General features: G+C 60.9%; 11 protein-coding genes. 6 read left to right on the top strand and 5 right to left on the bottom strand.

Annotated elements, in window-relative coordinates:
* The first annotated feature begins 7 nt into the window (after window positions 1-7).
* The 6 genes from HBO12_RS00170 (at window position 8) to HBO12_RS00145 (ending at window position 8,836) form a co-directional block, all read left to right on the top strand.
* Complete coding sequence (locus HBO12_RS00170; RefSeq protein WP_170041023.1) at window positions 8-1,096, top strand: polyamine ABC transporter substrate-binding protein; 1,089 nt, start codon at window positions 8-10, stop codon at window positions 1,094-1,096.
* Between the two features lie 111 nt (window positions 1,097-1,207).
* A complete protein-coding gene (locus HBO12_RS00165; protein ID WP_170041022.1) occupies window positions 1,208-2,305 on the top strand; it encodes a carboxynorspermidine decarboxylase in 1,098 nt (365 codons plus the stop codon).
* 29 nt (window positions 2,306-2,334) lie between these two features.
* Window positions 2,335-3,579: a saccharopine dehydrogenase family protein gene (locus HBO12_RS00160; RefSeq protein WP_169957090.1), complete on the top strand. Its 1,245-nt coding sequence runs from the start codon at window positions 2,335-2,337 to the stop codon at window positions 3,577-3,579.
* 1,248 nt (window positions 3,580-4,827) lie between these two features.
* Entirely contained in the window at window positions 4,828-5,334 is a 507-nt protein-coding gene (locus HBO12_RS00155) for a sigma-70 family RNA polymerase sigma factor (protein ID WP_104912118.1), read from the top strand.
* Entirely contained in the window at window positions 5,331-6,290 is a 960-nt protein-coding gene (locus HBO12_RS00150; protein WP_170041021.1) for a FecR domain-containing protein, read from the top strand. Before HBO12_RS00155 ends, HBO12_RS00150 begins: the two co-directional genes overlap by 4 nt.
* Before the next feature lie 101 nt (window positions 6,291-6,391).
* A complete protein-coding gene (locus HBO12_RS00145; RefSeq protein WP_170041020.1) occupies window positions 6,392-8,836 on the top strand; it encodes a TonB-dependent siderophore receptor in 2,445 nt (814 codons plus the stop codon).
* 53 nt (window positions 8,837-8,889) lie between these two features.
* On the opposite strand, the gene HBO12_RS00140 is transcribed toward HBO12_RS00145, so the two are convergent.
* The 5 genes from HBO12_RS00140 to HBO12_RS00120 all read right to left on the bottom strand — a co-directional run bounded on the left by HBO12_RS00140 (window position 8,890) and on the right by HBO12_RS00120 (window position 13,309).
* Complete coding sequence (locus HBO12_RS00140; RefSeq protein WP_170041019.1) at window positions 8,890-9,207, bottom strand: hypothetical protein; 318 nt, start codon at window positions 9,205-9,207, stop codon at window positions 8,890-8,892.
* Between the two features lie 75 nt (window positions 9,208-9,282).
* A complete protein-coding gene (locus HBO12_RS00135) occupies window positions 9,283-9,597 on the bottom strand; it encodes a hypothetical protein (RefSeq protein ID WP_170041018.1) in 315 nt (104 codons plus the stop codon).
* 50 nt (window positions 9,598-9,647) lie between these two features.
* Window positions 9,648-10,886, bottom strand: coding sequence for a hypothetical protein (locus HBO12_RS00130; RefSeq protein ID WP_170041017.1), 1,239 nt, complete (start codon window positions 10,884-10,886; stop codon window positions 9,648-9,650).
* 164 nt (window positions 10,887-11,050) lie between these two features.
* Complete coding sequence (locus HBO12_RS00125; RefSeq protein WP_170041016.1) at window positions 11,051-12,223, bottom strand: sugar transporter; 1,173 nt, start codon at window positions 12,221-12,223, stop codon at window positions 11,051-11,053.
* An 87-nt stretch (window positions 12,224-12,310) separates the two neighbouring features.
* Complete coding sequence (locus tag HBO12_RS00120) at window positions 12,311-13,309, bottom strand: bile acid:sodium symporter family protein (RefSeq protein WP_169957362.1); 999 nt, start codon at window positions 13,307-13,309, stop codon at window positions 12,311-12,313.
* Between the last annotated feature and the right edge of the window lie 78 nt (window positions 13,310-13,387).

Raw genomic sequence — 13,387 nt, 5'->3', positions numbered from 1 at the left:
CTTGATCATGCTTATTCACAAACGCTCCATGACCACCTTGCTCGCGCTGTGTTCATCCGCCGCGCTGGCGGGTGAAACCGTCAACATCTCCAACTGGAACGGCTACATCGCCGACGACACCCTGCCCGCCTTCACCCAGGCCACCGGCATCCAGGCCACCTACGACATCCATGACAGCAACGAGGTCCTGGAGTCCAAGCTGATGACCGGCAACACCGGGTATGACGTGGTCAGCCCGTCCAACCACTTCCTCTCGCGCCTGATCAAGGCCGGGGCCATCCAGAAGCTGGACCAGAGCCGCCTGCCCAACTGGCACAACCTCGATCCGGCGCTGCTGAAAAAGCTCGAAGTCAACGACCCCGGCAATCAGTACGGCTTTCCCTATATGTGGGGTTCGGCGGGGATCGGCTACAACGTCGCAAAGATCAAGGCGATCTTCGGCACCACCGACGTCACCCGCTCCTGGAGCCTGTTCTTTGCTGAAGACAACATCAAGAAGCTCAGCGCGTGTGGCGTGGCGATTATCGACAACCCGACGCAGGTGCTGCCGATCACCCTCAACTACCTGGGCCTACCGCACCACAGCCACGCCCCCGAGGACTACAAAAAGGCCGAGCAGGCGCTGCTGAAGATTCGGCCATACGTACAGTACTTCCACGCCTCCAAGTACATCAGCGACTTGGCCAACGGTAATATCTGCGCGGTCATCGGCTTCAACGGCGACGTGGTGCAGGCGGCGGCGAGTGCCAGGGAGGCGAAGAACGGCATCGAAATTGGCTACTCGATCCCCAAGGAAGGCTCCACCCTGTGGCTCGACATGGTGGTGATGCCCAAGGCCGCGCCCCATGAGGCGAATGCCTATGCCTACATGAACTACCTGTTGGAGCCCAAGGTGATTGCCAACATCAGCAACCACATTCACTACGCCAACCCCAACCGTGCGGCGGATCCGTTCGTAGATCCCGAGGTCAAGCAAGATCCGGCGATCTACCCCTCCGGGGCTGTGCTGGACAGCCTGTTCACCGTCGAAGACCTGCCACCGGCCATCGCCCGCCTGGCCACACGGTTGTGGACCAAGTTAAAGACCAATACCTGAGTATCGCGCAGACCAAAGCCTGCAAATTCCGCTGACTAACCTTTCGATCCTGAGCAAGTGCGGGCACAATGCCTGTCCTTTTTTGGCAGGCTCCGCCGCAGGCTCTGAAAAATGATCAAAACCCCGTATTACCTCATCGACAAACAGAAGCTTCTGGTCAATATGCAGAAGATCGCCTACGTGCGCGAGCAGTCCGGCGCCAAGGCGCTGCTGGCGCTCAAGTGCTTTGCCACCTGGTCGGTGTTCGACCTGATGCAGGAATACATGGACGGCACCACGTCCTCGTCGCTGTATGAGCTCAAGCTCGGTCGCCAGAAGTTCGAAGGCGAGGCCCACGCCTACAGCGTGGCCTGGGCCGACGATGAAATCGAGGAGATGCTCGACAACTGCGACAAGATCATCTTCAACTCCATCAGCCAACTGCAGCGCTTTGCCGAGCGCAGCGAAGGCAAGACTCGCGGCCTGCGCGTCAACCCGCAAGTGAGCAGCTCCGACTACCTGTTGGCCGACCCGGCGCGCCCGTTCAGCCGCCTGGGCGAGTGGGACCCGGTGAAGATCGAAGGCGTGATCGAGCAAATCTCCGGCTTCATGTTCCACAACAACTGTGAGAACGGTGATTTCGAGCTGTTCGACAAGATGCTCGGCACCATCGAAGAACGCTTCGGCACGCTGCTGCACAAGGTCAACTGGGTCAGCCTCGGCGGCGGCATCCACTTTACCGGTGAAGGCTACGCCATCGACGCGTTCTGCCAGCGCCTCAAGGCGTTCTCGCAAAAGTACGACGTGCAGGTGTACCTGGAACCCGGCGAAGCGGCGATCACCAACAGCGCCTCCCTGGAAGTGACCGTGCTCGACACCCTGTACAACGGCAAAAACCTCGCCGTGGTCGACAGCTCCATCGAAGCCCATTTGCTGGACCTGCTGATCTATCGCCTCAACGCCAAGCTGGCGCCGAGCACCGGCGAACACACCTACATGGTGTGCGGCAAGTCGTGCCTGGCCGGGGACATCTTCGGCGAATACCAATTTGATCAGCCGCTGGCCATCGGCGATCGACTGTCGTTCATCGACACGGCAGGCTACACCATGGTCAAGAAAAACTGGTTCAACGGCCTGAAAATGCCGTCCATCGTAGTGAAACAACTCGACGGTACAGTCGAAGTGGTTCGTGAATTTGGTTACGACGACTACCTGTCCAGCCTTTCGTAAAGCGGACAGATAAAGGAGAGATAAAGCAATTGAAAAAGAACGTTCTTATCATTGGTGCAGGAGGTGTCGCCAAGGTGGTGGCCCACAAGTGCGCGCAGCACAACGACGAACTCGGTCGTATTGCTATCGCGTCGCGCAACATCTCCAAATGCCAGGCCATCATCGACAGCGTCAAGGCCAAGGGTAGCCTCAAGGTACCCGCCCAGATCCAGGCCTTTGCACTGGACGCCCTGGACGTGGAAGCGACCAAGGCCCTGATCCGCGAAACCCAATCGCAGATCGTCATCAACGTCGGCTCCGCCTTCCTCAACATGTCGGTACTGCGTGCCTGCATCGACACGGGCGTGGCTTACCTCGACACCGCCATCCACGAAGAGCCGGGCAAGGTCTGCGAGACCCCGCCGTGGTACGGCAACTACGAGTGGAACCACCTGGAGGAATGCAAGCAGAAGAACATCACTGCGATCCTCGGTGTGGGTTTTGACCCAGGTGTGGTCAACGCCTATGCGGCGCTGGCGCAACAACAGCATTTTGACCGCATTGATTCGATCGACATTCTCGACGTCAATGCCGGCAGCCACGGCAAATATTTCGCCACCAATTTCGACCCGGAAATCAACTTCCGCGAATTCACCGGACAGGTGTGGAGCTGGCAGGACAGCCAGTGGACCAGCAACACCATGTTCGAAGTAAAACGTACTGACGACCTGCCGGTAGTGGGTTCACAGAACCTGTACCTGACCGGCCACGATGAAGTGCACTCGTTGTCGAAAAACCTCGACGTGCCCAACGTGCGGTTCTGGATGAGCTTCGGCGAACACTACATCAATGTGTTCACCGTGCTGAACAACCTCGGCCTGCTCTCCGAGAAACCGGTCACCACCGCCGAAGGCCTGCAAGTGGTGCCATTGAAACTGGTCAAGGCCGTGCTGCCTGACCCGTCTTCCCTGGCACCGGGCTACACCGGCAAGACCTGCATCGGCGACCTGGTCAAGGGCACCAAGGATGGCCAGCCACGCGAGCTGTTCATCTACAACGTGGCCTGCCACGAAGAAGCCTATGCCGAGACCGACAGCCAGGGCATCTCCTACACCGCAGGCGTTCCACCGGTAGCCGCTGCGCTGCTGGTAGCCCGTGGCGAGTGGGACGTGCAACGCATGGCCAACGTTGAAGAACTGCCAGCCGAGCCGTTCCTCAAGGCGCTGGACGTAATGGGCCTGCCGACCCGCATCAAGGACGAAAAAGGCGACCGCGCCTGGGATGCTATCGCCTGATAGCGTCTTGATTGACGGATCGCTCCCACGTCCTGTGGGAGCGATCAAAAACATTGCCCGGATCGTTGCGAGGGCGGATATCAATGTTGCCAGTGCCTACAGCTCCCACCTTGGAGCTTCAGGGGTCTGAATTCCCTGTTGCACGCGTCTACTGCATCTCAAATGCAATCCCCCAAACAATGAAAATCGAGGTGGGAGCTGTCGAGCCCCAGCGAGGCTGCGATGGCGGCGGGATTGCTGGCATTGATGTTGGCTGAACCACCGCCATCGTAGCCTCGCTAAAGCTCGACAACTCCTACCAGGGTTTATTGGTGTTTGCGGGATCTGCGTCTCTGAACGCCGGGGCTCTGGAGCGAGCACAAACAATGTAGGAGCTGTCGAGCCCCAGCGAGGCTGCGATGGCGGCGGGATTGCTGGCATTGATGTTGGCTGAACCGCCGCTATCGTAGCCTCGCTAAAGCTCGACAACTCCTACCAGGGTTTATTGGTGTTTGCGGGATCTGCGTCTCTGAACGCCGGGGCTCTGGAGCGAGCACAAACAATGTAGGAGCTGTCGAGCCCCAGCGAGGCTGCGATGGCGGCGGGATTGCTGGTATTGATGTTGGCTGAACCGCCGCTATCGCAGCCTCGCTAAAGCTCGACAACTCCTACAGGGTTTATTGGTGTTTGCGGGATCTGCGTCTCTGAACGCCGGGGCTCTGGAGCGGGCACAAACAATGTAGGAGCTGTCGAGCCCCAGCGAGGCTGCGATGGCGGCGGGATTGCTGGTATTGATGCTGGCTGAACCGCCGCTATCGCAGCCTCGCTAAAGCTCGACAACTCCTACAGGGTTTGTCGGTGTTTGCGGGATCTGCGTTTGTGAACGCTGGGGCTCTGGAGCGAGCACAAACAATGTAGGAGCTGTCGAGCCCCAGCGAGGCTGCGATGGCGGCGGGATTGCTGGCATTGATGTTGGCTGAACCACCGCTATCGTAGCCTCGCTAAAGCTCGACAACTCCTACCAGGGTTTATTGGTGTTTGCGGGATCTGCGTTTTTGAACGCTGGGGCTCTGGAGCGGGCACACTATTCTGGTCAATGCCTCGCAAGACCAGGCGCAGGATGGCTGCGTACAACCGGCCCTATAGCGCTGGAATGCCGTTTTATGTAGGCGCGAGCTTGCTCCTGCAACTACCGGTTATTGCACCCCCCCTCGCACAAAAGGTAGTATTGAGAACGATTCACAATACCACCCTTGAGAAAGTCGACCCGTGCAGTCACCTCCAATCCGCAAGCTGGGCTTCTTTTTCAATGACCATCACCGTTGGCTGCTGCAACATATCCAGCATCGCGTGCGTAACCATGCCGATGCCGAAGACACCGCCGCCGATACCTTCTGCCAGATGCTCGCCGCCCGGGTCGACCCCGACAGCATCGAGCAACCCCGGGCTTATCTCTCGACCATTGCCCGCCGGCTGATCTTTGATCGCTACCGGCGCAGTCGCCTGGAAACCGCCTACCTGGAACGCCTGGCCGCCACCCCCGAAGCCTTGGCGCCCTCCCCTGAAGACCAACTGCAACTGATCCAGGCCCTGGTCGCCATTGACCGCGCCCTCGATGGCTTGCCGCTGATCGTCAAGGCCACGTTCCTTTATAGCCAGTTGGACGGCATGAGCTACGTGGCGATTGCGCGCAAGTTGCAGTTGTCCGAGCGCACCGTCAGCCGCTATATGAAACAGGCCCTGCGCCAGTGCTACCTGGCCGAGCTGGCCCCGTGAGCAAGGCCCGGCTGGACCCGGTCAGCGAGCAGGCCATCGACTGGATGGTGCGCCTGCGCGCCGGCACACCGGATGCGCGGTTGCAGGAGCGCTTCAATGCCTGGCTGGCCCTCGACCCGGCCCACGTCCAAGCCTGGTCCCGTTTGCAGGAACGCCTGGGCGGCTCGTGGAACACCCTGCGCACCCTCGACAAACGCCTGCCCGGCGAAGCGCGGCAAGTGCTGTTGCAGCCCCAAGGTTCGCGCCGGGACATACTGCGCGCCATCGGCGGCCTGGGCCTGCTGGGTGGCGGCCTGTGGTTGGCAGCGCGCAGCCCGCTCGGCGACGACCTGCTGGCCGACCTGCACACCGGGCGCGGCCAACGCCAGACCTTCACCCTGGCCGATGGCAGCCGCCTGAGCCTCAATGCACAGAGCGCAGTGGATGTGCAGTTCGATCAGCACCAGCGCTTGATCATCCTGCGCCACGGTGAACTGGTGATTCAGGTGGCGGCCGACCCCCAGCGGCCACTGCGTGTGCGCAGCGCCCAGGGCAGTGTGCAAGCGTTGGGCACGCGCTTCCTCGTGTCCCAGGAGCCAGACGCCACGCGGGTGGTGGTGCTGGAGCATTCGGTCCAGGCGACGCTGCACAACGGCATCCAGCACACGGTGCTGCAAGGCCAATCGGTGATGCTGCATGCCGAGCGCATCGAAGCGTTGGCCGGCAACCAGGGCTACCGGGCCGACTGGCTCGCCGGCCACCTCAGCGTGCTGGACGATTCCCTGGAGCAAGTGGTCAACGCCCTGCGCCCGTACAGCCGGGGATTTGTACGCGTCGACCCGCAGGTGCGCAACTTGCGCGTGCAAGGCGTATTCCCCCTCAACGACCCCCGCCGCGCCTTCGCGGCCCTGGCCGAAACCCTGCCGATCCGGGTGAATCACTACAGCCCGTGGCTGACCGTGATTGGCACCAAATAACCCGGGCCAGACTTTTTTATGCAAATCACTCTTATTTGTGTCCGGTTTTCAATTCTCGGCCCACCTATCTCCTGACACGTCCACACCTTCAGGAGAATGCTGTGCTCAACCCTTGGCCCCACGCCCTTTCTGTCGCCGTTGCCCTGGCAACCCTGGCGAGCCCTGCCTTGGTACAGGCGCAAAGCCTGTCTTTCAACCTGCCGGCCGGCCCGCTGGCACAAACGCTGAACGCCATTGCCAGCCAGAGCGGGCGGATTGTGTCCCTGGACCCGGTGTTGGTGCAGGGTAAACAGGCCCAGGCGGTGATCGGCCAGATGCCGGCCGAACAGGCTATGGACCGTGCGTTGTCGGGCAGCGGCTTGCAGTTGCGTATCACCGAGCAAGGTAATTTCAGCGTCGAGCCTGCCGCCGACAACGGCAGCGCGCTGCAATTGGGCGTGACCTCGATTGTCGAGCGCAGCATCGACCCCACCACCACCGAAGGCAGCGGTTCCTACGCCGCACGGGCGGTGACGATCGGCAAGGGCACCCACACCCTCAAGGAAATCCCCCAGTCGATCACGGTGATGACCCGCAAGCAAATGGACGACCAGGATCTGGTCGACCTCAAGGACGCCGTCAACCACACCACCGGCCTGGTGGGCGTGCAAGGCGTGGGCAAAGGCATGATCATCACCTCCCGCGGCTTCCAGATCGATGACTGGCAGTACGACGGCGTGCCGATCCCGCGCAATACCTATGCCCTGGGCAACTGGGCCACCCAGGACATGATTTTCTTCGACCGCCTGGAGGTACTGCGCGGCGCCTCCGGCCTGCTGCAGGGCACAGGCAGCCCCGGTGGCGCAATCAACCTGGTGCGCAAGCGCGGGCAGACGGCACCCACCGTGGCCCTTACTGCCAAGGCCGGCAGTTGGGACCACTACGGCCTGCAACTGGACGCCGGCGGCCCGCTGAACCAGAGCGGCACGATCCGTGGGCGGATGGTGGCGGATGAAGACCAGAGCGATTCGTTCATCGACTACGAATGGAGCAAGACCCACTCGCTGTACGGCGCCCTGGACTTCGACCTGCAGGAAGACACCACCCTGGGCCTGGCCGTCAGCCGCACCAATGCCGAGTCCCGGCCGATGCTGCGGGGCCTGCCGCGCTACAGCACGGGCAAGCCGATTGACCTGCCCCGCTCGACCTTCAGCGGCTCGCGCTGGAACCACTCGCAGATCGACGTCACCACCCTGTATGCCGACCTGGAACACCGCTTCAACGATGACTGGAAGTTCAAGCTCGGCGCGGTGCGCATGCGCGAAGAAAACACCTCCACCCACCAACGCGTGCAGAGTACCGGCGAAGGCATTAACGCCGACGGCAGCGGGTTGACCTATGCCGATTGGTACACCGATTTCGACGGCACCAAGATCGGCCTGGACACCCACCTCACCGGGCGTTTCGAGGCGCTGTCGATGGCCCAGGAAATCACCCTGGGCGGCAACTATTCCAAATACACCACCAACGACGTCATTGCCCGGACCTTTAACCAAAGCACCGACAACATCTTCGACATCGATAACCACCGCCCCGAAATCAGCTACGAGGGTCTGATGAACACCCCCGGCGGCCGTGCAACACCGAGCAAATACGACATCCGCCAAAAAGGCCTATATGGCAGCTGGCGCGTCAAGCCCATCGACCCGTTGACCCTGGTACTCGGCGCCCGTGTCAGTTGGTATGACTACAGCTATACCTCCTCGGGCATCACGGCGGTGACCCACGCCACCACCGTCAACAAGCCCAGCACCACCAACGAAACCGGCGAAGTCACGCCCTACGCCGGGATCGTCTACGACCTGAGCCGCGAGTGGGCGGTGTATGCCAGCTACACCGACGTGTTCGAGCCCCAGACCCAGCGCGACCTCAGCGGGGCGGTGGTCAAGCCGGTGATAGGCAGCAACTACGAAGTCGGCCTCAAGGGCGAATTGCTCGACGGGCGGGTCAATACCTCCCTGGCGCTGTTCCGCTACGACCAGGAAAACCGTGCGATCACCGACTACTCCCTGGGTGAAATCTGCGGCGGCACCTACTGCGCCACAGGCTCGGGCAAAGTGCGCAGCCAGGGCCTGGAAGCCGAGATCAGCGGTGAAGTGTTGAGCGGCCTGCAACTGTTTGCCGGCTATACCTACAACACCACCAAATACCTTGAGGACCGGGATAACAAGGGCCGGGTGTTCAGCCAGTGGACGCCCAAGCATATGTTGCGGGTGTGGGGCGACTACCAGTTCAGTGGCGACTGGAGCAAGGTCAGCACCGGGTTGGGCTTTACCACCCAGAGCCATACCCTGGGGTATGAGTACAACTACGACGTGGCGGGCTACACCGTGTGGAATGCGCGGGTGGCGTATCAACTGACGCCGGAAGTGGGGTTGGCGGTCAATGCCAACAACCTGTTTGACAAGACCTATTACGCCTCCGGGTACAACCAGTTGAATGGCAACAACTTCTACGGTGACCCGCGCAATGTAATGTTCAGTGTGAAGTACACGCCGCAGTTCTGAGCTAGGCCGCTGTGGGGCCGGCATGCCGGTGCCTGCAGCGGCATGCCGGCGCTTCAATCACAGTAATGGGTTTTCACTATCGAGCCATCCCGCACCAGCTTGATGCCTTTGCTTGTGCACACAAACGAATTGGGCGCATTGGATTGGTTGACGCCGATCGGGCTTACAGTCGGGGCCTTGATGACTGGGGCGGATGGAATAAATGACTGGATAATACCAAAGACTCGCGTGACGATCTGGTGTGTCGCATCAATGATGGGACCTCCACCAGGGTAGTACACCTCATCTTTATGCCCCCCCGCATAAGTCGGTGCAGACACTAAAAACACAAGGGTTGTCCCTATTGCCAGCAATGCCGTCGTCCTTTTCATACACACCTCCTCAACCGTAGATCCAACACCCCCCCATCGACCGCTCCAGGGATTAAAAGTCTGGGTACCGTCTACTCAATCACAATAATGGGTTTTCACTATCGAGCCGTCCCGCACCAGCTTGATGCCTTTGCTTGTGCACACAAACCAACTGGGCGCATTGGATTGGTTGCCGCCTATCGGGCTTACATCCGGGGCCTTGATGACCGGACTGGGGGGCGTAAACGCATCGGCTGTGAGATCAAATGGCAAGATCGGCAAAAAGCTCATTTGATGCAGTTGCTCTGGTGGGAAGTGCACCCCGGATTTAAGCCCCCCTGCGTAACTCGGTGCACCCGCCAGTAACTGAAGGATCATCCCCGCTGCCAGCAATGCTGCTGTCCTTTTCATACCCACCTCCTCAATCCTGGATCCAACGCTACAGGGGGACGTCCAACCTCTCAGGGCAAGGGCGCCACCACGGCACTGACGTCTTGCGACGTGTCAGTGGACGCGCCCGCAATGAAGGTGCCACTAAACGAAATGCTGTTCAGCATGCTCTGGTGCCCACCGCCAATGGGGGCAATGGCCTGGGTTCCATTGTCCGGATCCCAGGTGCAGGCGGTGGCGTACTCGGCGCTGTCGGTGCAGTCCATCGCGACCGTGCCATTTTCAGTCAGGCCAAACGCCTTGGTACTGACGCTGCCCGGCAAAAACGGGATGGGCTGCACGCCGAAGCTGGAGCTGGTGTCCGCCCAGTAGAAATCCGTGGTAAAGCCCGAAGGCGCAGTGCCTCGCGCCAGCACATGCCCGGCATTGTTCACCGCAACCCCCGAGTTCATGGCATTCAACGGCAATGTGAGCAGCAACGGTGCGCTGGTGGGGGTGGGCCAGAATGCGGTTTTGCTGCTGTTGGTGGCAGAGTGGGGGTATAGGCAACTGCCCACCGCCTGGTTCTGATCGTTCATATCCACCGCTATGCAGTAACTTGCCCCGGCTGGCACAGGCAAGTCAGTGGTGGTGTAGCCACCCCCTCCGCGCCGGACAACCCTTGCCACAATCTTGCCGTTGACCGGGCAGTTCATCAGGATGCTGGGGTATCCGCTGATCAGGGTATTGTTCACCACCGTACCGAGACACATGCTGTCCCAGTCAGAGATGCGCTCGGGCGCTGTCATGCCTGGCCGATACAACACAACGGTAGATTTGCCACTGCCACTGATACTCAAGCCGAGCACCGCTCCTTGCTGGTTCTGGGCGGTCGCATATGTATGGACATCGGCGGGACGCAACAAGGGAAACAACAAAGTCGCCGGAAGGGGGGTGAGCTTGATCGGGGCCGCCGCCGGTGCAGCGGCGCTCCAGGTCACAGCAAAATTGAAATTGCTCGCATCCGTACAACGCCCCACCATCACCCCGCTATTGCCAATGCTCCCCACTGAGCAGGGTTGGTTGGCCACCAGCGGCGGCAACACTTGCTGGGGCCCCGCGCTAGAGGCCGCATACCAGGGGTTGTCATTGGCGCTGGGGGTCGCGGTGCTGCAACTGCCCACGATCTGGCCGCTGTCATTGACCGAGACTGCGACACATTGCTTGCCCGCCGCATTGCCCAGATCGACAAAGGTCGCCGCCGTCGCTGTGGCGCCATAGCCCAAAAGCAATGCGCCGCCGAGAATCACGTATTTGGATAGGGTCTGCATGATCAGTCCGTCCCTGGAAGTTTGCGCCTTCAAGTTCAGCGCCTAACCACCGGCTGGGCGCTGCGTCTGAGAAGGAGTAAAAGCCTGGAGGACCGATTAGACAACTGTCAGATCTGACAGCTTACGCACACGCACAAAGCGGTTTATAACGGGAGGTTTGCGACTTAACCCTGGCCAAACCGATAAATCGACAGGCAATACAACCCCAGCGCCGCTACCGCCAGCAAGCCCCCCGCCGCGCCGATCCAGGCGAAGCCAAAGTGCCCGCCGACCCAACTGCCCAGCAGCGCGCCGCCGCCGATGCCGATGTTGTAGATCCCGGAAAACATCGCCATCGCCACATCCGTTGCGTCCGGTGCCAGGACCAGGACCTTGGATTGCAATGCCAAGCCAAAGGCCATGATCGCCATGCCCCAGAACACGCTCAGCACCACCAGGTACGACACGTCACCACTCAGGGGCAACAGCAGCCCCAGGCACAGCGCCAGCACCGACACGGCCACCAGCAAAAAGCGATAGGGGCTGAAGCGGTGCAACAGGCTGAACAGCAACGAACCGATGATCCCCGCCCCGCCAAACACCAGCAGCACCAGGGTTACCGCATTGCCACCCAGGCCCGCGACGCGTTCGACAAAAGGTTCGATATAGCTGTAGGCCGTGAACTGGGCGGTGACCACCATGGCCGTCAACACATACAGCGCCACCAGCGCCGGACGCTTGAACAGCATCGGCAGGCTGCGCAGCGAGCCGGAGTTCTGGCTCGGCAACAACGGCAAGGTGCGCGCCAGCCAGAACACCAGTGCGGCGGCAAACCCGGCGATCACGATAAACGTGGTGCGCCAGCCCATGGCTTCACCCAGCAGGCGCCCGAGGGGAATGCCCAAGACCATCGCCAGCGAAGTGCCAGTGGCCAGCAAGCCCAGCGCCTGCACCTGCTTGCCCGGCGGCGCCAGCCGTACCGCCAGGGAGGCAGTGATCGACCAGAACAGCGCGTGGGACAAGGCAATGCCGATACGACTGACCATCAACAGGCCAAAACTGTTGGCCACGCTGGAGAGGATATGGCTGGCGATAAACATGCCGAACAACACAATCAGCAACTTGCGCCGCTCGACGTTACGGGTCAGCAACATCACCGGCAGCGAGGTCAGTGACACCACCCAGGCGTAGATAGTGAGCATCAGGCCGACCTGGGCGATTGGCATGTCGAAGCTGGCGCCGATGGCACTGAGCAGGCCGACCGGGACAAATTCGGTGGTGTTGAACACAAAGGCGGCCAGCGCCAGGGCGATGACCGGTTGCCAATTGGCGGCGGGGGTTGCGGTGGAAGTACTCATCGACAGGTCGTTTTACTCGGTTGCGCGCCGATCCTGACGGCCCGATGCCTGCCCTGGAGCGGCGCGCAAAAATAGTAACACGATGGTTCAGGGATCGACCTGCGCCATGATCTCGGGAATCGACTCCGGGCGATTGGCATAGCGCTGGGCCAGTACCGCGCAGACCATCAACTGGATCTGGTGGAACAGCATCAACGGCAGGATCAACACGCCCATGGTGCTGCCGGCGAACAACACCTGGGCCATGGGTACGCCGGTGGCCAGGCTTTTCTTCGAGCCGCAGAACAGGATGGTAATGCGATCTTCCTGGTTGAAGCCGAACGCCTTGCCCAAGAGCGCGGAAGCCACCAGCACCAGCGCCAGCAAGATACAGCAGGCCACCACCAGGCCGCCCAGTTCCCACAAGGGGATCTGATGCCAGATGCCTTCGTTGACGGCCTCACTGAAGGCGCCATAGACCACCAGCAGGATCGACCCCTGATCGACGAATTTCAGCCAGTTTTTATTGCGCCCCACCCACGCGCCAATCCAGCGCCGGGCGATCTGCCCGGCAATGAACGGCAGCAGCAACTGCACGCTGATCTTGAGAATCGCATCCACAGTCGAGCCGCCGTCACCATGCACATTGAGCAACAGGGTCACCAGCAACGGCGTGAGGAAGATGCCGAACAGGCTGGACGCCGCCGCACTGCAAATCGCCGCCGGGATATTGCCCCGCGCCAGGGAGGTAAAGGCAATCGCCGACTGCACCGTGGCCGGCAACGCGCACAGGTAGAGCATGCCCATGTACAGGTCTTTGCCGATCATCGGCGACAGCAGCGGCTTGAGCGCCAGGCCCAGCAGCGGGAACAGCACGAAGGTCAGGCTGAACACCAGCAGGTGCAAGCGCCAGTGCCCGGCACCGGCGACGATGGCCTGGCGCGACAGCTTGGCGCCATGCAGGAAAAACAATAGCGCGATGGCCAGGTTGGTCACCCAGCCAAAGGCCACGGCGGCCTGGCCGCTGACGGGGAGCAAGGAGGCAAGGGCCACCGTGGCAATCAGGATCAGGGTGAAGTTGTCGGGTAAAAACCGTGGGCGTTTCATCAGCTGCTCTTCCAGGGGTTGCCAGGGCGTCGTGGCGACTCTAACGTAACAACCGGTTACCGACTAACGCCAATGAGC

Source organism: Pseudomonas sp. WS 5059 (assembly GCF_012985525.1).
Taxonomy (GTDB): Bacteria; Pseudomonadota; Gammaproteobacteria; order Pseudomonadales; family Pseudomonadaceae; genus Aquipseudomonas.
Note: the sequence above shows the minus strand (reverse complement) of the source record. Positions and strands in the feature narration are given on the sequence as shown.

Excerpts from the sequence above, each read along its gene's own strand:
- HBO12_RS00170 (WP_170041023.1), top strand. The coding sequence starts at position 8 with ATGCTTATTCACAAACGCTCCATGACCACCTTGCTCGCGCTGTGTTCA.
- HBO12_RS00165 (WP_170041022.1), top strand. The coding sequence starts at position 1,208 with ATGATCAAAACCCCGTATTACCTCATCGACAAACAGAAGCTTCTGGTC.
- HBO12_RS00140 (WP_170041019.1), bottom strand. The coding sequence starts at position 9,207 with ATGAAAAGGACGACGGCATTGCTGGCAATAGGGACAACCCTTGTGTTT.
- HBO12_RS00135 (WP_170041018.1), bottom strand. The coding sequence starts at position 9,597 with ATGAAAAGGACAGCAGCATTGCTGGCAGCGGGGATGATCCTTCAGTTA.
- HBO12_RS00130 (WP_170041017.1), bottom strand. The coding sequence starts at position 10,886 with ATGCAGACCCTATCCAAATACGTGATTCTCGGCGGCGCATTGCTTTTG.
- HBO12_RS00125 (WP_170041016.1), bottom strand. The coding sequence starts at position 12,223 with ATGAGTACTTCCACCGCAACCCCCGCCGCCAATTGGCAACCGGTCATC.
- HBO12_RS00120 (WP_169957362.1), bottom strand. The coding sequence starts at position 13,309 with ATGAAACGCCCACGGTTTTTACCCGACAACTTCACCCTGATCCTGATT.